Source organism: Cryobacterium sp. M23, assembly GCF_002929655.1.
In the GTDB taxonomy this organism is placed as follows: Bacteria; Actinomycetota; Actinomycetes; order Actinomycetales; family Microbacteriaceae; genus Cryobacterium; species Cryobacterium sandaracinum.
The window spans coordinates 51,279-70,263 of record NZ_PJJV01000075.1 but is presented as its reverse complement, the minus strand read 5'-3'; the positions used below and the strand labels follow the sequence as shown (position 1 = coordinate 70,263).

16 protein-coding genes are annotated in these 18,985 nt (G+C 69.4%); all 16 read left to right on the top strand.

All coding sequences use genetic code 11. The features are described 5' to 3' along the window. Positions 1–163: 163 nt before the first annotated feature. The 16 genes from pyrR (at position 164) to CXY82_RS11195 (ending at position 18,939) form a co-directional block, all read left to right on the top strand. Positions 164–727 carry a bifunctional pyr operon transcriptional regulator/uracil phosphoribosyltransferase PyrR gene (gene pyrR, locus CXY82_RS11270; protein ID WP_104171014.1) on the top strand — a complete coding sequence of 188 codons (564 nt, stop codon included), beginning with the start codon at positions 164–166 and terminating at the stop codon, positions 725–727. Then, complete coding sequence (locus CXY82_RS11265; protein ID WP_104171013.1) at positions 727–1,677, top strand: aspartate carbamoyltransferase catalytic subunit; 951 nt, start codon at positions 727–729, stop codon at positions 1,675–1,677. Before pyrR ends, CXY82_RS11265 begins: the two co-directional genes overlap by 1 nt. Next, positions 1,678–3,027 (top strand): dihydroorotase, encoded by a 1,350-nt coding sequence (locus CXY82_RS11260; RefSeq protein ID WP_104171012.1) that lies wholly within the window; start codon positions 1,678–1,680, stop codon positions 3,025–3,027. It abuts the gene before it with no gap. Beyond that, the gene (locus CXY82_RS11255) at positions 3,020–3,553 is read left to right on the top strand and encodes a hypothetical protein (protein ID WP_104171011.1); all 534 of its coding nucleotides are present in this window, start codon (positions 3,020–3,022) and stop codon (positions 3,551–3,553) included. Before CXY82_RS11260 ends, CXY82_RS11255 begins: the two co-directional genes overlap by 8 nt. After that, complete coding sequence (carA, locus tag CXY82_RS11250; RefSeq protein WP_199180939.1) at positions 3,537–4,730, top strand: glutamine-hydrolyzing carbamoyl-phosphate synthase small subunit; 1,194 nt, start codon at positions 3,537–3,539, stop codon at positions 4,728–4,730. The genes CXY82_RS11255 and carA overlap by 17 nt, the downstream gene beginning before the upstream one ends. Next, positions 4,730–8,017: a carbamoyl-phosphate synthase large subunit gene (carB, locus tag CXY82_RS11245; protein WP_104171010.1), complete on the top strand. Its 3,288-nt coding sequence runs from the start codon at positions 4,730–4,732 to the stop codon at positions 8,015–8,017. Before carA ends, carB begins: the two co-directional genes overlap by 1 nt. Beyond that, positions 8,014–8,928, top strand: a complete 915-nt coding sequence (gene pyrF, locus CXY82_RS11240; RefSeq protein ID WP_199180938.1) for an orotidine-5'-phosphate decarboxylase — start codon at positions 8,014–8,016, stop codon at positions 8,926–8,928. The genes carB and pyrF overlap by 4 nt, the downstream gene beginning before the upstream one ends. Continuing rightward, entirely contained in the window at positions 8,921–9,841 is a 921-nt protein-coding gene (gene gmk / locus CXY82_RS11235) for a guanylate kinase (RefSeq protein ID WP_104171049.1), read from the top strand. The genes pyrF and gmk overlap by 8 nt, the downstream gene beginning before the upstream one ends. 61 nt (positions 9,842–9,902) lie before the next feature. Continuing rightward, positions 9,903–10,160, top strand: a complete 258-nt coding sequence (rpoZ, locus tag CXY82_RS11230; protein ID WP_104100518.1) for a DNA-directed RNA polymerase subunit omega — start codon at positions 9,903–9,905, stop codon at positions 10,158–10,160. Positions 10,161–10,180: 20 nt separating this feature from the next. After that, entirely contained in the window at positions 10,181–11,395 is a 1,215-nt protein-coding gene (gene coaBC, locus CXY82_RS11225; RefSeq protein ID WP_104171009.1) for a bifunctional phosphopantothenoylcysteine decarboxylase/phosphopantothenate--cysteine ligase CoaBC, read from the top strand. Positions 11,396–11,568: 173 nt separating this feature from the next. Beyond that, the gene (gene metK / locus CXY82_RS11220) at positions 11,569–12,762 is read left to right on the top strand and encodes a methionine adenosyltransferase (RefSeq protein WP_104171008.1); all 1,194 of its coding nucleotides are present in this window, start codon (positions 11,569–11,571) and stop codon (positions 12,760–12,762) included. A 19-nt stretch (positions 12,763–12,781) separates the two neighbouring features. Next, positions 12,782–14,872: a hypothetical protein gene (locus CXY82_RS11215; RefSeq protein WP_104171007.1), complete on the top strand. Its 2,091-nt coding sequence runs from the start codon at positions 12,782–12,784 to the stop codon at positions 14,870–14,872. Further along, positions 14,873–15,790: a methionyl-tRNA formyltransferase gene (gene fmt / locus CXY82_RS11210; RefSeq protein ID WP_104100522.1), complete on the top strand. Its 918-nt coding sequence runs from the start codon at positions 14,873–14,875 to the stop codon at positions 15,788–15,790. Continuing rightward, positions 15,787–17,235, top strand: coding sequence for an RsmB/NOP family class I SAM-dependent RNA methyltransferase (locus tag CXY82_RS11205; protein WP_104171006.1), 1,449 nt, complete (start codon positions 15,787–15,789; stop codon positions 17,233–17,235). The genes fmt and CXY82_RS11205 overlap by 4 nt, the downstream gene beginning before the upstream one ends. A gap of 759 nt (positions 17,236–17,994) precedes the next feature. After that, on the top strand, positions 17,995–18,663 hold the full coding sequence (gene rpe / locus CXY82_RS11200; protein ID WP_104171005.1) for a ribulose-phosphate 3-epimerase: 669 nt from the start codon (positions 17,995–17,997) through the stop codon (positions 18,661–18,663). A gap of 12 nt (positions 18,664–18,675) precedes the next feature. After that, entirely contained in the window at positions 18,676–18,939 is a 264-nt protein-coding gene (locus tag CXY82_RS11195) for a phosphoribosyl-ATP diphosphatase (protein WP_104171004.1), read from the top strand. The last annotated feature ends 46 nt before the right edge of the window (positions 18,940–18,985 follow it).

Genomic DNA, 18,985 nt, shown 5'->3' with positions numbered 1-18,985 from the left:
TCCCTCGCCTGGGGCCGGCAACCAATCAAAGTCGGCAGCCACATCGGCGCCCCTGGGGGCGGTTAGGCCCAGCACGAGGGAGCCCGCGTCGGGTGCTAGTGTGAACCCCGGAAATGACATCCTTTAACAGCCGTCCGGTGAGGCGGGGAAGGAGGTCGGGTTTATGGCACGCACCGTGTTGAACCAGGCTGATATCGCTCGAGCGTTGACTCGGATCTCCCACGAGATCCTGGAGTCCAATCGAGGCGCCGAGAACCTTGTGATCCTCGGCATCCCCACTCGCGGGGTCGTTCTGGCCCGGCGCATCGCCGAGACCATCGCGCGCATCGAGCCCACGGCGACGGATGTCCGGGTCGGCTCCCTCGACGTCACCATGTACCGCGATGACCTCGGCCACACCCGCACCCGCACGCCGTCCCGCACCCTGGTGCCCGGCAGCGTCGACGGCGTCACGGTGGTGCTCGTCGACGACGTGCTCTACTCGGGCCGCACCATCCGCGCCGCCCTCGACGCACTCGGCGACCACGGGCGGCCGACCGTCGTGCGCCTGGCCGTGCTCGTGGACCGCGGCCACCGCGAACTGCCGATCCGGGCCGACTTCGTGGGCAAGAACCTGCCCAGCTCCACCGCGGAACGCATCAACCTGCACCTGCTCGAGGTCGACGGCGACGAGTTCGTCAGCATCGACGGCGGACCCCTCGAAGGCGCTGACGAGGGGGTCGCGTGATGAGGCACCTCCTCTCGACCAAGGGCATGAGCCGCGACGAGGCGATCCTGCTGCTCGACATCGCCGAGGACATGGCTGATGTCGCCAACCGCGAGGTGAAGAAGCTGCCCACCCTGCGCGGCAAGACCGTGGTCAACCTGTTCTTCGAGGATTCGACGCGGACCCGGATCTCCTTCGAGGCCGCCGCGAAACGGCTGAGCGCGGACGTGATCAACTTCAGCGCCAAGGGCTCGAGCGTGTCGAAGGGCGAAAGCCTCAAGGACACCGCCCAAACCCTCGCCGCGATGGGTGCCGACGGGGTCGTCATCCGCCACCCGGCCTCCGGGGCACCCCACGTGCTGGCCGAAAGCGGCTGGATCGACGCCGGCATCATCAACGCGGGCGACGGCACCCATGAGCATCCGACCCAGGCGCTGCTGGACGCGTTCACCATCCGTCGCCGGCTGCACCAGGGTGCCGCGCGCGGTCGGGGCCTGGACGGCGTCACGGTCACCATCGTCGGTGACATCCTGCACTCCCGGGTGGCCCGCTCGAACCTCTGGCTGCTCACCACGCTCGGCGCGCACGTGAGCCTGATCGCTCCGCCCACCCTGCTGCCGATGGACATGAGCGGTTGGCCGGCCGAGTCGGGCTTCGACCTGGACGCGGCCATCGACGCCGGGCCCGACGTGGTGATGATGCTGCGCATCCAGCAGGAACGCATGGACGCCGCTTTCTTCCCGAACAGCCGCGAGTACTCGCGCCGCTGGGGCTTGGACGATGAGCGCTTCGGCCGTCTGGCCCCGACTACCATTGTGATGCACCCCGGCCCCATGAATCGCGGCTTGGAAATATCTTCAGCGGCGGCCGATTCGGCCGGCTCAACCGTGCGCGAACAGGTCGCAAACGGGGTTTCAGTGCGGATGGCGGCACTGTACCTGCTGTTGTCCGGCGATCGGGAGGATTCATAGATGTCCAGCGACAGCGCGGCCAGCACGCCGTACCTGATTCGAGGTGCGACACTCGCGGACAGCACCCGCATCGACCTTATCCTCGCCGACGGCAAGATTGTGGAGATCGGTTCCGGGCTTTCTGGTGCCGGCGCAACCGTCGTCGACGCGGCCGGCCTGATCGCTCTGCCCGGCCTGGTCGACCTGCACACGCACCTGCGCGAACCGGGCTTCGAACAGAGTGAAACCATCCTGACCGGCAGTCAGGCCGCGGCCGTGGGCGGCTTCACCAGCGTGTTTGCGATGGCCAACACCTCGCCCGTGCAGGACACCGCCGGCGTCGTCGACCAGGTTCTCGCCCTCGGTGAGCGCGCCGGCTATGTCACCGTGCAGCCGATCGGCGCCGTCACCGTCGGGCTTGCGGGGGAGCGCCTGGCCGAACTGGGCGCCATGGCCACCAGTCGTGCCCGGGTTCGGGTCTTCTCCGACGACGGCTTCTGCGTCTCCGACCCGCTGTTGATGCGCCGGGCCCTCGAGTACGTGAAGGCGTTCGACGGCGTTATCGCCCAGCACTCCCAGGAACCGCGCCTGACCGAGAAGGCGCAGATGAACGAGGGGGCACTCTCAAGCGAACTCGGGATGGTCGGCTGGCCCGCGGTCGCCGAGGAGTCGATCATCGCCCGCGATGTGCTGCTCGCCGAACACGTCGGGTCGCGTCTGCACGTGTGCCACGTGTCGACGGCCGGCTCGGTCGACGTCATCCGCTGGGCCAAGGCCCGCGGCATCCAGGTGACCGCCGAGGCCACCCCGCACCACCTGCTGCTCAGCGAGGACCTGGTCGTCGGCTACGACGCCCGGTTCAAAGTCAACCCGCCGCTCCGCCGCCGCGAAGACGTCGAAGCCCTGCGCGCCGGCCTCGCCGACGGCACCATCGACATCGTCGCCACCGACCACGCCCCGCACCCGGTCGAGGCGAAGGACTGCGAGTGGGACGCCGCGGCGAACGGCATGGTCGGCCTCGAATCCGCCCTCTCCGTGGTGCACGCGGCCGTCGTCAACACCGGGCTGCTCGACTGGACGGACATCGCTCGCGTGCTTTCCAGCAGCCCCGCCCGGATCGGCCGGCTCGCCGGCCAGGGCCAGGGTCTGCTCGTCGGGGCTCCCGCCGAGCTCACCCTCTACGATCCCGCCGCGAGCCGCGTCTTCGAGCGCGGCAACCTGGCCGGCAGGAGCGCCAACTCGCCCTACCTGGCGATGACCCTGCCGGGTCGGGTGCTGGCCACATTCCACCGGGGCTACGCCACGGTTCTGGACGGTGCGCTGCGGCCCGCCGACGAGATCGCGGCACTCGAGGAGCGAACCCATGGCTAGGACCATCGCCACCGTCATCACCGTCGCCGTGCTGCTCGGCCTGCTCGGCCTCATGCTGCGCAGCTGGCGGGGTCGCAGCCGCCGGGATGCCGCCCTGCCGGCCGGCTACCCGCTGCCCGTCGACGCGGCACTCGAGCTGGCCTCCGCCGCCGTGTTCTACGTCGCCACGACCCTCCGCGCCCAGCCGCTCGAACGCCTGAACATCCCTGGCCTGGGTTTCCGGGCCCGGGCCCGCCTGACCGTGACCGACGCGGGTCTGATCCTGGCCCTGGCCGGCGAGGAGGCGGTGTTCATCCCTGCCTCGGCCATCGCCGTGCTGGAAGACGCCACCGTGGCAATCGACCGCGCCGTCGAGACCGACGGCCTGCTGCTGCTCGGCTGGCGGCTGCCCGGCGCCGACAGACAGATCGTCGACAGCTATTTCCGAATCCTTGACCCATCCGACCGCGTCAGCGTGAACGAAGCCATTCGAACCATTGCGGCCGACGCCCGGCGCCCGGCCGCGCGCGATGAAAGCGAGGCGTAGCGTGAGCAACGCAACGACCCCCGACCGACCGACTCCTGCCGTGCTCGTACTCGAGGACGGCCGCCGCTACGAAGGCCGTTCCTACGGCAGCGTGGGGCAGACCCTCGGCGAGATCGTCTTCGCCACCGGCATGACCGGCTACCAGGAGACCCTCACCGACCCGTCCTACGCCGGGCAGATCGTGCTGATGACGGCGCCGCACATCGGCAACACGGGTGCCAACGACGAGGACATGGAATCCCGCCGCATCTGGGTCTCCGGCTTCGTCGTGCGCGAGCCTGCCCGCATCGCCTCCAACTTCCGGTCCACCCGCAGCCTCGATGACGACCTGACGGGCGGGGGAGTGGTCGGGATCAGCGGTGTCGACACGCGTGCGATCACCCGTCACATCCGCTCGTCCGGGGCCATGAAGAGCGGGATCTTCTCCGGCGACCGTTTCGGCCTCTCCGATGGCGAGCAGCTCGAGCTGGTGCGTGCCGGCGCCGGCATGCGTGGCCGCAACCTGTCCGATGAGGTCTCCACGGTCGAACCGTTCTCGGTGCCCGCGCAGGGCGAGCGCATCGGCTCGGTCGCCGTGCTCGACCTCGGGGTCAAGACCTCCACCCTGGGCCACCTCGCCGCGCGCGGCTTCGAGGTGCTGGTGCTGCCCCAGTCGGTCACCGCCGAGCACGTGCTGTCCCTCACCCCGTCGGCCCTGTTCTTCTCCAACGGCCCTGGCGACCCGGCAGCCTCCGACCTACACGTGAACCTCCTACAGGAGGTGCTGCGAGCCGGTGTGCCCTACTTCGGGATCTGCTTCGGCAACCAGCTGCTCGGCCGCGCCCTCGGCTTCCGCACCTACAAGCTGCCCTTCGGGCACCGGGGAATCAACCAGCCCGTGCTCGACAAGACCACCGGCCGGGTGGAAATCACCTCGCAGAACCACGGGTTCGCCGTGGACATGCCCATCGAGGGAGTGCATGAGTCCCGCACCGGCTTCGGCCGGGTGGAGGTGAGCCACTACAGCCTCAACGACCAGGTGGTCGAGGGCATCCGCTGCCTCGATATCCCCGCTTTCTCGGTGCAGTACCACCCGGAGTCGGCGGCCGGCCCACACGACGCCGAGTACCTTTTCGATCGGTTCAGGGATGTGGTGGTCGCGCATCGTGCGGCCACCGGAGCAGGAGACGCCAAGTAATGCCCAAGCGCGACGACATCAACAGCGTTCTCGTCATCGGATCGGGTCCGATCGTGATCGGCCAGGCCTGCGAGTTCGACTATTCCGGAACTCAGGCCTGCCGGGTGCTGCGGGCCGAGGGGGTCAGGGTCATCCTGGTCAACTCCAACCCGGCCACGATCATGACCGACCCCGACTTCGCCGACGCCACCTACATCGAGCCGATCACCCCGGAGATCCTCGAGACGATCATCGCCAAGGAACGCCCCGACGCGATTCTGCCGACCCTCGGCGGGCAGACCGCGCTGAACGCCGCCATCCAGCTTCACGAGCGCGGCATTCTGGCCAGGTACGACGTCGAACTCATCGGTGCCTCCTTCGACGCCATCCAGAAGGGTGAGGACCGCCAGATCTTCAAGCAACTGGTGCTGGACGCGGGCGCCGGCGTCGCCCGGTCCTACATCGCCCACACGGTCGAGGAGGCCGTCGGCTTCGCCGAGGACCTCGGCTACCCGCTCGTCGTGCGTCCCTCCTTCACCATGGGCGGCCTCGGCTCCGGCTTCGCCTACACCGAGCCGGAACTGCGCCGCATCGTCGGCGACGGGCTGCACCAGAGCCCCACCAGCGAGGTCCTGCTCGAGGAATCCATCCTCGGCTGGAAGGAATTCGAGCTCGAGATGATGCGCGACACGGCCGACAACACGGTCGTCGTCTGCTCGATCGAGAACGTCGACCCGGTCGGCGTACACACCGGCGACTCGATCACCGTCGCCCCGGCGCTGACCCTGACCGACCGCGAGTACCAGAAGCTGCGCGACATCAGCATCGACATCATCCGCGCCGTGGGAGTGGACACCGGCGGCTGCAACATCCAGTTCGCGATCAACCCGGCCGACGGTCGCATCATCGTGATCGAGATGAACCCGCGCGTGTCCCGCTCCTCCGCCCTGGCGAGCAAGGCGACGGGCTTCCCGATCGCCAAAATCGCCGCGAAGCTCGCGCTCGGCTACCGGCTCGACGAGATCCCGAACGACATCACCGGTGTCACCCCGGCCAGCTTCGAACCCACCCTCGACTACGTCGTGGTCAAGGTGCCCCGGTTCGCGTTCGAGAAGTTTCCCGCCGCCGACCAGCGCCTGACCACCACCATGAAGTCCGTGGGCGAGGCGATGGCCATCGGCCGCAGTTACGCCTCCGCGCTGCAGAAGGCGCTCCGCTCGCTCGAGAAGCGCGGTTCGTCGTTCCACTGGGGAGCCGAGACCCGCACGGTCGACGAGTTGCTCACGGTCGCCGAAGTACCCACCGACGGCCGGATCGTCACCGTGCAGCAGGCGCTCCGCAAGGGCGCCACCACCGAGCAGGTTTTCGACGCCACCAAGATCGACCCGTGGTTCATCGACCAGATCGTGCTGATCAACGAGATCGCGGACGAGATCGCCGCCGCCGAGCGCCTCGACACGGACATCCTCCGCACCGCCAAAGACCACGGCTTCTCCGACGCCCAGATCGGCGAGCTGCGCGGCTTCGGCGAAGCGGATGTGCGCACGGTGCGCCACATCCTCGGCGTGCGCCCGGTCTTCAAGACCGTCGACACCTGTGCGGGGGAGTTCCCCGCACTCACGCCGTACCACTACTCCAGCTACGACCAGGAGACCGAGGTCGTGCCCAGTGACCGCAAGAAAGTCGTCATCATCGGCTCCGGCCCGAACCGCATCGGCCAGGGCGTCGAGTTCGACTACTCCTGCGTGCACGCCTCGTTTGCCCTCTCCGAGGCTGGCTACGAGACCATCATGATCAACTGCAACCCGGAGACGGTCTCGACCGACTACGACACCTCCGACCGGCTCTACTTCGAGCCGCTCACCCTCGAGGACGTGCTCGAGGTCATTCACGCAGAAAGCCAGAGCGGCGAGCTCGTCGGCGTGGTCGTGCAGCTGGGAGGCCAGACCGCGCTCGGCCTCGCCAAGGGCCTCGAGGCCGAGGGCATCCCGATACTCGGCACCACCCCGGAGGCCATCGACCTGGCGGAGGAGCGCGGATTTTTCTCCGGCATCCTCGACCAGGCCGGCCTCCTCGCCCCCCGCAACGGCGTCGCCACCGACTACGCCGGCGCTGTGGTCGTTGCCGAGGAGATCGGCTATCCCGTGCTCGTGCGCCCGAGCTACGTGCTCGGCGGCCGCGGCATGGAGATCGTCTACGACTCCGCAGCGTTGGCCGACTACTTCAACCGGATGGCCGGACAGGGCATCATCGGCCCGTCGCATCCGCTGCTCGTGGACCGGTTTCTCGACGACGCCATCGAGATCGACGTGGACGCCATCTACGACGGCATCGAGCTCTACATCGGCGGCGTGATGGAGCATATCGAGGAGGCCGGGATCCACTCCGGCGACTCGAGCTGCACCCTGCCGCCGGTCACCCTCGGCCGTGCGGAGATCGACCGTGTGCGCGAGGCGACGCTGGGCATCGCCCGCGGCATCGGCGTGCGCGGCCTGCTCAACGTGCAGTTCGCGATCGGCGCCGGCGTACTCTACGTGCTCGAAGCGAACCCGCGCGCCTCGCGTACGGTGCCGTTCGTGGCCAAGGCCCTCGGCATCACCTTGGCCAAGGCCGCCGCGCTGATCATGGTCGGCAAGACCATCGCCGAACTCAAGGCCGAGGGCAAGCTACCTCTGATCGACGGCTCGCGGGTGCCGATGGATGCTCCGGTCGCCGTGAAGGAAGCCGTGCTGCCGTTCAACCGGTTCCGCACGCCCGAGGGTCTCGTCGTGGACTCCGTGCTCGGCCCGGAGATGCGCTCGACCGGTGAGGTCATGGGCATCGACCGCGACTTCCCGCGGGCCTTCGCCAAGAGCCAGCTCGCCGCCTACGGCGGAATCCCGCTCACCGGCACCGTGTTCGTGTCGGTCTCCGACCGGGACAAGCGCGCGATCATCCTGCCCATGCTGCGCCTCCAGCAGCTCGGCTACTCGATCACCGCCACGGAGGGGACCGCCGAAGTTCTGCAACGCAACGGCATCCGCGCCGCCATCGTCACCAAGTTCAGTGAGAAGGCCGACGAGGCGGACGTGTCGATCGTGGAACTGATCCGCCGCGAAGAGGTGCAGATCGTCATCAACACCCCCGGCGGTCGCACCGCCCGAGCCGACGGCTACGAGATCCGCGCGGCCGCGGTCGCCGCGGACCTGCCGCTGTTCACCACCATCGCCGAGTTGAGCGCCGCAGTGGCCTCGATCGACGCGATTCGCGGCGGCTTCGAGGTGACCTCGCTGCAGGACTACGCCCTCACCCGGACGGCGGCCCTGTGAGCCGCGCGCACGAACAGGACGGGTCGACCGCAGCGGTCGGCCCGGCCGCACCGGCCGCCTTCGGCGACCGGCTGGGTGATGTCTTCTCGGTGCGGGGACAAGTCTGCGTCGGCATCGACCCGCACGCCTGGCTCCTGACCGACTGGGGTCTGCCGGACACGGCCGCCGGGGCGGAGTCTTTCGGCCGCCAGGTCGTGGCCGCCGCTGCCGGCCAGGTCGGCCTGGTGAAGCCCCAGGTGGCCTTCTACGAGCGTTTCGGCTCCGCCGGGTACCTCGCCTTGGAACGGGTGCTGGCGGATGCCCGCGCCGCCGGACTGCTCACGATCGCGGACGTCAAGCGCGGCGACCTCGGTACCAGCGTGGAGGCGTACGGCCAGGCCTGGCTGAGCGAGGAGTCCCCCCTGGAGGTCGACGCCATCACCGTGAACGCGTATATGGGCGTCGGGTCGCTGGAACCGGTGTTCAGCCTTGCAGCCCAGACCGGCAAGGGGATCTTCGTGCTGGCCGCCACCTCGAACCCCGAGGCGGCGGCGCTTCAGCGGGCCGTGATCGCCGAGGGGAATCAGACCGGCCAAAGCGTCGCCCAATCCGTCTTCGGCGCCGTGACCGAGCGGAATGCCCGGTCCGGGGCTTCCTCGCTCGGCTCGGTCGGGGTGGTGCTCGGCGCCACACTGGACCTGGCCACGTTCGGACTGGACCTCTCCGTGGCGCCCGCCCGGGGGCTCACCCCCATCCTCGCTCCCGGCTTCGGCCACCAGGGCGCGCAGGTCGCCGATCTGAAGAACTTGTACGGGGGGTACGCGGAAGGCGTTATCGTGAGTGAATCGCGCAGCGTTCTAGCGGTCGGCCCCGACCGAATCAAACAAGCGATTGCGCGCCGAGTAGTTGAAGCAGGAGCTGCCCGTGGCTGAGAATCGCCCCACCCCACCCGACGTCGATCGGGTTGCCGCCTCGCGCGCCGCCGTGGCGGCTCGCCGCGCGCGCGCCGAAGTTAAAGACCAGATTGCGCGGGGAAAACGTAGCGCGCTCGACGTGTTGTCCGCCGCGACCGAGAGCCCGGACGGCGTCGAAGGGCGCCTGCGGGTGACCGAGTTCCTGATCAGCATTCCGGCGATCGGCGTCACCAAGATGCACCGCATCATGGAGAGGCTCGAGATCTCGCCGTCGAAGCGATTGGGGGGGCTGGGCAAGCACCAACGCGATCGGTTGCGAGATTTTCTCACCACGCGCACCGCCGCGAGGCGCGGCGATTCCTCCGCGAAGCTTGTCGTGCTGGCCGGTCCCACCGCGGTCGGCAAGGGAACCGTCGCGGCGCACATCCGTCAGCATCACCCGGGCGTGCACCTGTCGGTGTCGGCCACGACCCGGGCACCTCGCCCAGGCGAGACCGCGGGCGTGAGCTACTTCTTCGTCGACGACGCCGAATTCGACCGGATGGTCGCGGCCGGCGACCTGCTCGAGTGGGCGACCGTGCACAACGCGTACCGCTACGGCACCCCGCGGGGTCCGGTCACGGAGGCCTTGAACGAGGGCCACAGCGTGCTCCTCGAGATCGACATCCAAGGAGCCCGGGCCGTTCGCCGGGCCATGCCGGAGGCCAGACTGGTCTTCCTGCTTCCGCCGAGCTGGGACGAACTGGTGCGCCGGCTGATCGGCCGGGACACCGAGGCGCCCGCCGAACAGGCCCGCCGGCTCGAGACGGCCAAACTCGAATTGGCCGCCCAGGGGGAGTTCGATTATCGGGTCGTAAACCACGACGTGGGCGAAGCGGCGCGCGAGGTCGTAGACTTGATGAATCTGCGTACGGCGCCGTTGCTGCCGTAGCGCCCGTTTTCCGTGATTCTGCGCGTCCCGCAGCACAAACCGCTCTGAAGGAGTGACACCAATGGCTACCAAGCTCACTGGCATCATTGACCCGCCCATCGACGACCTGCTCACCAAGGCCGACTCCAAGTACGCCCTCGTGGTCTTCGCGTCCAAGCGCGCGCGTCAGATCAACGACTACTATGCGGACCTGCACGAAGGCAGCCTCTTCGACAATGTCGGCCCGCTTGTCGACTCGACCGTCGACGACAAGCCGCTGTCCGTCGCCCTCCGCGAGATCAACGAAGACAAGCTCACCTCCCGCCCCATCGCCGAGTAACGCACCCACAAGCGCGCAGGATGTCGTCAGGTCGCACGATCGTCGTCGGGATAACCGGCGGCATTGCTGCCTACAAGGCCGTGAACGTCGTGCGCGCTTTCGTGTTGCGGGGGGACTGCGTGCACGTCGTGGCGACAACGGGGGCGCTGCGATTCGTCGGCAAGCCCACCCTGGAGGCCATCTCCCGCAACCCCGTGCACACGGATCTCTATGAGGGCGTCGCCGAGGTGCGGCACGTGGCCATCGGCCAATCCGCCGACCTGATCGTCGTGGCCCCGGCCACCGCGAACACCATCGCGAAGCTCGCCACCGGCCTCGCCGACGACCTGCTCGGCAACACCATCCTGGCCAGCACCGCCCCGCTCGTGATCGCCCCGGCGATGCACACGGAGATGTGGAACAACGCGGCCACGGTCGCCAATGTGGCCACCCTCCGCGCCCGCGGCGTCATCGTCGTCGGGCCGGGGGTCGGCCAGCTCACCGGCGCCGACACCGGAGCCGGCCGGATGGAAGAGCCCGACACCATCGTCGCCGCCGCCCTCGCCGCCCTTGCCTCGGCCGACCGCACCGATGGGCCAGGCGCCGACCTGGTCGGCAAGCACGTCGTAATCACCGCTGGCGGCACTCGCGAGCCCCTCGACCCCGTGCGCTTCCTCGGCAACCGTTCCAGCGGCAAGCAGGGGGTCGCCCTGGCGCAGGCCGCCCTGGCTCGGGGTGCGTCCGTGACCCTGATCGCCGCGAACCTCGAGGTTGCCGCACCAACAGCGGCGGAACTGCGGCTCGTGGGCACCGCGCTCGAGCTCGAGGCGGCCGTCACGGATGCCGCCGCCGGGGCCGACGCCGTGATCATGGCGGCCGCGGTCGCCGACTACCGGCCGGTGCAGGTGAGCGCCGGCAAGATCAAGAAAGACGAGACCGGCGACACCCTGCTGCTCGAACTGACCCGCAACCCCGATATCCTCGCCGGGCTCGCCCGGACGAAGCGGACGGGCCAGGTACTGATCGGGTTCGCCGCGGAGACGGAGCCGGATCCGGTTCGCCTGCTTGTACTCGGCCGCGAGAAAATGGCACGCAAGGGCTGCGACTTCCTGGTGGTCAACCGTGTGGGCTGGGCGGAGGGTTTCGCCTCGGACCGTAACGCGATCACGGTGCTCGATCACGACGGAGATATAGTGTGTGAGGTCTCCGGAACCAAAATGTCGGTGGCCGGGCGCATCCTTGACCTGATCGGCTGAGACCGCTCGGGCATCCGGTCACCTGGGTTGCCGTTGCCGTCGCCGGCAAGGGCAGGGTCTCCGCCGCTTCCCGACCGGCACGACCGGGTACCCGGTCGGCTCGGCCCGGTCTCAGCGGGGAATTTTCCACGTTCATTTCTTCTACACGTTGTTCTGCAACAGAGACGGGCCAGATGCGCGATCTACGCCTTTTCACTTCGGAGTCGGTAACCGAAGGTCACCCCGACAAGATCTGCGACCAGATCTCCGACAGCATTCTGGACGCGCTCCTGACGGAAGACCCGCACAGCCGGGTCGCCGTCGAGACCCTCGTCACCACCGGTCTCGTACACGTCGCCGGCGAGGTCACCACCGAGGCCTACGTCGAGATCCCCTCAATCGTGCGCAAGTGCATCACCGATATCGGCTACGACTCTTCGGACGTCTGGTTCGACGGCCGCTCCTGCGGCGTGGAGATCTCCATCGGCGGCCAGTCGCCCGACATCGCGCAGGGCGTGGACAACGCCTTCGAGCGTCGGGAAGAGTCCAGCGTGGAGGACTTCGACCGCCAGGGCGCCGGCGACCAGGGCATCATGTTCGGATACGCCACCCGGGAGACCCCTCAGCTGATGCCGATCCCGATCTGGATCGCACACCGCCTCGCCGAACGCCTCGCCGAGGTGCGCAAGTCCGGCGAACTCGACTACCTCCGGCCCGACGGCAAGACTCAGGTCACCATCGGCTACGACGGCATCACGCCGCGCTCGGTCGAGACCGTCGTGCTGTCGACCCAGCACTCGCCGAAGGTGTCCAACGAGCAGCTGCGCGCGGAGGTCGAGGAACTCGTCATCCGCCCGGTGCTCGACCGCGTGGAACTGGACTCGTCTGAACTGAATACGCTGATCAACCCGACCGGGCGGTTCGAGATCGGCGGCCCTCAGGGCGACGCCGGCCTCACCGGGCGCAAGATCATCATCGACACCTACGGCGGTTCCAGCCGGCACGGCGGGGGCGCGTTCAGCGGCAAGGACCCGTCGAAGGTCGACCGCTCCGCAGCATACGCGATGCGCTGGGTGGCCAAGAACGCCGTGGCCGCCGGGCTGGCCGACCGTCTCGAGATTCAGGTGGCCTACGCCATCGGCAAGGCCTCGCCCGTCGGGCTCTACGTGGAGACCTTCGGCACCGGGGTGATGGCCGACCGGGACATCACCGCGGCGATCCGCGCGGTCTTCGACCTGCGCCCGGCCGCGATCATCCATTCCCTTGACCTGCTGCGCCCGATCTACGCGCAGACCGCCGTCTACGGCCACTTCGGCCGCGAGCTTCCCGACTTCACCTGGGAGCGCCTCGACCGGGTCGACGAGCTGAGAAGCGCTGCCGGACTGTGACCGGGCAGGCGCGGCGCCGATGACCCGCTCCGGCCTCGTGGCCCGGGTGCTCATCGACTCGCCGCTGCCGCAGCTCGACCACCTGTTCGATTACAGCATTCCCGACGAGCTCGCCGGCACCGCCCGGCCCGGCGTGCGCGTGCGGGTGCCGCTGCGCTCGGCCGGTCGCGTCGCCGACGGATACCTGATCGAGGTGCTGGGTGCGGCCGAGGGGCGCGGTGCGGTCGGACCGGCCGCAGGCCCGGAGGCGCTGCCGGGTCTCGAGGCTGGCACCGAATTCCGGGGCGCGCTCAGCCCGATCGAGAGCGTGGTCTCCGCCGCCCAGGTGCTCACCCCCGAGGTCTGGGAGCTCGCCCGTCGGGTCGCCGACCGGGCCTCGGGGAACGCGAGCGACATCATCCGTCTCGCCGTGCCCCCGCGCCAGGTGCGGGTGGAGAAGGCCTGGCTGGCGGCGCGAGCAGCGGATGCTTCCGCCCCGGCCGACGGGACGGCCGGTGCTGCCACCGTGGCCGAGCCTGGCGATGTGGCCGACCCCGCCACCCCCGCCGGGCCGGCCTGTGCCGATTACCCGGCCGGCACCCTCGACACGGCCGTCGCCACGGGGGCGCGCCTCTGCGTGGCCGCGGTGCCCGAGCTGCAACGGCTGCCGGACGGGCAGACCATCGGGAAGTGGGCGATCACCCTGGCCGAGCTCGCGGTAGCCGGCCTGGCCGCCGGGCGGAGCGCCATCCTCGTCGTGCCGGACTACCGCGACCAGGACCAGCTTCAGGCCGCCCTCGACCTGCTGGCCCCGGCCGACTCGGTCAGCCGCGTCGATGCACGCCAGCCCAACCCGGAACGCTATCGGGCCTTCCTGGCCGCCCTCGCCCCGGAACCCCGGATCGTGCTCGGCAATCGGTCGGCCGTCTACGCGCCGGCCCACGACCTCGGTCTGATCGCGCTCTTCGACGATGGCGACCCGCTGCACGGCGAACCGCTCAGCCCCTACGCGCACTCCCGCGACGCCGCGCTCGTGCGCCAGGGCCAGTCCGGCTGCGCCCTCGTATTCCTCGGCCACACCCGCACCGTCGAGGTGCAGCGCCTGGTCGAGCTGGGCTGGCTCACTGCGGTGCACCCCGCGCAGAACCGGCATCCGCGGATCATCCCCACCGACTTCCAGTCCGAGCCCGACCAGCAGGCCCGCGCCGCGCGCATCCCGACGGCCGCGTGGCGGGCCGCCAAGGAGGCGCTGGCCCACGGCCCCGTGCTGGTGCAGGTGGCCAGCCCCGGCTACGCCCCGATGCTCGCCTGCCAGAGTTGCAAGAAGGCCGCCCGCTGCACCACCTGTCAGGGGCCGCTCGCTTTGGCCTCCAAGGACTCCACCCCGTCGTGTCGCTGGTGCGGGGCGCTGGCCGCCAACTGGAGCTGCACGCACTGCGAGGGGCGCGCCCTGCGGGTCGTCACCCTCGGCACCGGGCGAACCGCCGAAGAACTCGGCCGGGCGTTCCCCGGCGCGCGCATTATCGTCGCCGACGGCGACCATCCGCTGCAGCACCTCGGCGACGCCCCGGCCCTGGTGATCGCCACCCGCGGCGCGGAGCCCATCCCGACGGGTGGGTACCGAGCCATCCTGCTGCTCGACGGCGAACGGATGCTCGCCCGGGAATCCCTGCGGGTCGGAGAGGACTGCCTGCGCTGGTGGTCCAACGCCGCATCCCTGGCGGCCCCGGGTGCCGCTGTGGTCCTGGTCGGCGTGGGCGGGCTCGTCGCCCGGGCGCTGAACTCCTGGCAGCCCGAGATGCTCGCCGCGTCGGAACTGGCCGATCGCCGCCAACTGCGATTCCCGCCCGCGGTGCGTGCGGCATCCGTCACCGGCACCGACGCCGACGTCGCCCTGGCCCTGGCAGAGCTGGCCGGGATGGACGGCGTCGATGTACTCGGCCCGGTCACCACGGAGTACCCCCTGGTGCGTGCGATCGTGCGGCTGCCCTATGCCAGCGGTGACGCCGTGGCCCGTGCGCTCAAGGCCGCGGTCGTGCGCAATGCCGCCCGCCGCCGGCGCCCGAAGGGGGCGGCCTTCCGCCCCGCGCCTACACTCAAAGTACGATTCGACGACCCGGAGCTGCTCTAAATGAAACTCGTCTTCGCCGGCACGCCGCAGGCGGCCGTGCCCAGCCTGGGCGCCCTGGCTCAGTCCCACCACGACCTCGCGGCCGTGATCACCCGGGCGGATGCCCCGTTCGGCCGCAAACGCGTGCTCACCCCCTCGCCGCTCGCGCGAGCCGCTGTCGAGAACGGGCTGCACGTGATCAAGGCCAATCGCCTCGACGAGGCCGCGACCGTGGAGATCGCCGCACTGCGACCCGACCTCGGCGTCATCGTCGCCTACGGCGGGCTCGTGCGCGAACCGCTCCTGTCGGTGCCCCGGCTCGGCTGGATCAACCTGCACTTCTCCCTGCTCCCGCGCTGGCGCGGCGCCGCTCCCGTGCAGCGCGCACTCATGGCCGGCGACGAGCAGACTGGCGCCGCCGTATTCCAGCTGGTTCCGGAACTCGACGCGGGTGCCGTGTTCGCGCAACTGACGCGGGCGATCGTCGAGGACGACACCGCGGGCAGCCTGTTGCGGGCGCTCAGCGACAGCGGCGCGCGCCTGCTGCTGCAGGTGATCGACGCCCTCGAAGCCGGCGGCGTCCAGGCGACCCCGCAGTCCGGTCCGGTCACCCTGGCCCCCAAGCTGACTCTCGCGGATGCCCGTATCGACTGGTCCGAACCGGCCGTCTCGGTGCGCAACCGGGTGCGCGGGGTCACCCCGGAGCCGGGCGCGTTCACGGTGCTCGGCGACGCCCGCCTCAAACTCCAGGGCGTTGCCCTGACCCAGGGATCCGAGCCGCAACCGGCCGGCCTGATCCGTGAGATCGACAAGAAAGTGCTGATTGGAACGGGGACCGAGCCGCTGGAGCTGGTCACCGTGCAACCGGCCGGAAAGACACAGATGAAGGCAATCGACTGGTGGCGCGGAGTGAATTGGACGGAGGTGGTCGCCTCATGAGCGACGACCGTCGCCAGGGGCGAAAGAACGACGTCCGTGCTCAGGGCGGCCGCGGCCTGGAGCGCCCGCAGACCGACTTCGTGCAGCCGGCCCGGCGGGTGGCCTACGAGGTCATCGCCGCCGTGCGGGAATCAGACGCCTACGCGAACCTGCTGCTGCCCAGCCGCATCAAGCGGGCGGCGCTCAGCACCGCGGATGCCGCATTGGCCACCGAGCTGACCTACGGCACCCTGCGCATGCAGGGCTTCTACGACCGGGTGATCGCCGACGCGGCCGGTCGGCCCGTCACCGCGATCGACCCGGCCATCCTGGACGTGCTACGTCTCGGTGCGCACCAGTTGCTCTCCACCCGGGTGGCCACCCACGCCGCCGTGAACGAGTCTGTCGAACTCGCCCGTCAGGTGGGCTCCCACGCCGCCACCGGCTTCACCAACGGGGTGCTGCGCACCATCTCCCGCTCCAGCGCCGACGAGTGGCGCGAACGCGTGCTCACCGAAGCCACCAGTGATGATGACCGCCTTGCCGCGGAGCACTCACACCCGATCTGGGTGGTGCGGGCGTTCCGGCAGTCGCTGCGCCTCGAGGGCCGAGAGACCGAGCTCGAGGAGCTTCTGTCGGCCGACAATGCCGCGCCCAAGGTGAACATGGTCATTCTGCCCGGCCTCAGCAACACCGAAGACACCGACGGTCTCGGCGTTGCCAACGACTTCTCGCCCATCGGTTTTGTGCTGGCCGGCGGCGACCCCGTGCACCTGATGCAGGACAGCGGCGGACGCCTCCGAGTGCAGGACGAGGGATCCCAGTTGGCGGCCCTCACGCTCAGTCGGGCCCGCCCGGTTGCGCCGGGGGAGCGTTGGCTCGACCTGTGCGCGGGCCCCGGCGGCAAGGCCTCCCTGCTTGCCGCTGAGGCGCTGGCCGGCGGGGCCAGCCTCGTCGCCAACGAGCTCGTCCCGGCCCGGGCCGCCCTCGTGCGTAAGGCGCTGGCCGCCGTGCCCGGCGAGGTGCCCGTCTGGGAGGAGGACGGCACCCGGTTCGGAGACGATCATCCGAAGGAGTTCGACCGGATCCTGCTGGATGCTCCCTGCACCGGGCTCGGCGCGCTACGTCGGCGCCCGGAGGCCCGCTGGCGCAAGCAGCCCAAGGACGTCGCCGAGCTCTCCGATCTGCAGTCCGGGCTGATCCACGCGGCCCTTGGCGCGCTCAAGCCGGGCGGGGTGCTGGCCTACGTCACCTGCTCACCGCACATCGCGGAGACTCGCGGGATCGTGGCCACCGCGCTCAAGAAATGGGAGGGCCGTGTGCGCACTCTCGACACGGCATCCGTGCTGCAGGGGCTGAGCAGCTCCGAGCTCGACCTGCCCGGCGACGGGGGCAGCGTGCAACTGTGGCCGCATCGGCATGGCACTGACGCTATGTTCATCACCCTGCTCGAGCGCACGGAGTAGCCCGCGCACCCGGACCCGGCGCATTCGTGCCCGGCGCATTCGTGCCCTGCGCATTCGTGCCCTGCGCATTCGGGCCCCGGCCTCGACCCAATCTGACGGAGATTCTGGCTCCCCTGGTTCTTCCGTGAGCATGGCCCGGCCGAGCCCGCGCGTGTGGCTAAGGCAGGACATCCGTCGCGCGCGTTCACCGGTTCCGCGAATCAGTGCGGCACCGGGGTAGATATCCGGCCCGGCCTGCGGGATCTCCTGAGTTGACCACGACACTCGCGAATGCGCAGCGGTTCTTGTGCGGGCGGGGCGAGTGTCCGGCCCGCCCGACGGCATCCGGTGGATGCGTCGTTCCTGCGGCTGCGGCTCTGCCTCGGCCAGCCGGCATGCGGGCGGGCCGGCGTCGCCCCGGCCGCGCCCGCGCGCCGCGTGGCCAACTCAGGACATCCGTCGTCCGGGCTGCCCAGCCGCCGCGGACGAGTACGGGACTACTGCGGATGCCGGTGTAGCCGGACGGATCTCCTGCGTAAGCCACAACGCGCGCCGGATCTGCGGCAGGGCTTGTGAGGTCCAGGCACCCAAATCCTTTTCCGTCGCAGCCCGAACGAATTCGACGGAGATTCTGGTTGAAAACTACTTTTTTGAAAGGTTCTAGGCCCATTTCGGCAAAATCTCCGTCGAATTCGTTCGGGACGGGATCGCTCCAGGGCCTTGGACTCGACCGGCATGGGACTTTCGAGCCGCCGGGGCTCGCCGCAGTAGGGTGAAGGCATGGTCACCCGGATTAACCCCAGCATCCTCGCCGCCGACTTCGCCAATCTCGAACGGGACCTGGGGCGCATCCGCACCGCCGACCTGGTGCACGTCGACATCATGGACAACCATTTTGTACCGAATCTGACGTTCGGACCGCCCGTCGTCGACCGCCTCGCCCAGGTCTCCCCGCTGCCCTTCGACCTGCACCTGATGATCGAGAACCCGGAGCGTTGGGCGCTCGGCTACGCCGAAGTCGGCGCGTTCTCGGTCACCTTCCACGCGGAGGCCACGACCAACCCGGTCGGCCTGGCCCGCAAGCTGCGCTCGATCGGCGCCCGGGCCGGCATCGCCCTCAAGCCCGGCACGGCCATCGAGCCCTACCTCGAGCTTCTGCCCGAATTCGACCAGGTGCTCGTGATGACCGTCGAACCCGGCTTCGGGGGGCAGAGCTTCATGCCCTCCACCATGCGCAAGCTCCGCACCCTGTCGGAGGCCGTGAAGAAGTCCGGCCTGGACGTCTGGCTGCAGGTCGACGGCGGCATCACCGAGGACACCATCGTCATCGCCGCCGAGGCCGGGGCGAACACGTTCGTCGCCGGCTCCAGCGTGTTCAACTCCGCGGACCCGGCGAAGCAGATCGCCCTGTTGCGCGCCGCCGCGACCGAACACCAGCACGCGCACTAGTACCCTAGTCAGGTGAAGACTTTTGACGACCTGTTCGCTGAACTGAGCGACAAAGCACGGACCCGCCCCGACGGCTCGGGGACCGTGCGCGAACTCGACGCCGGCGTACATGCCATCGGCAAGAAGATCGTCGAAGAAGCCGCCGAGGTCTGGATGGCCGCCGAGTTCCAGAGCGACGACGAAACCGCCGCCGAGATGAGCCAGCTGCTGTACCACGTGCAGGTGATGATGCTGGCGAAGGGGCTGACCCTCGCCGACCTGTACCGCCATCTGTGACGCGTCATCAGAGAGACTCCACCCGGTTGACCCCGTGAGACCTGTT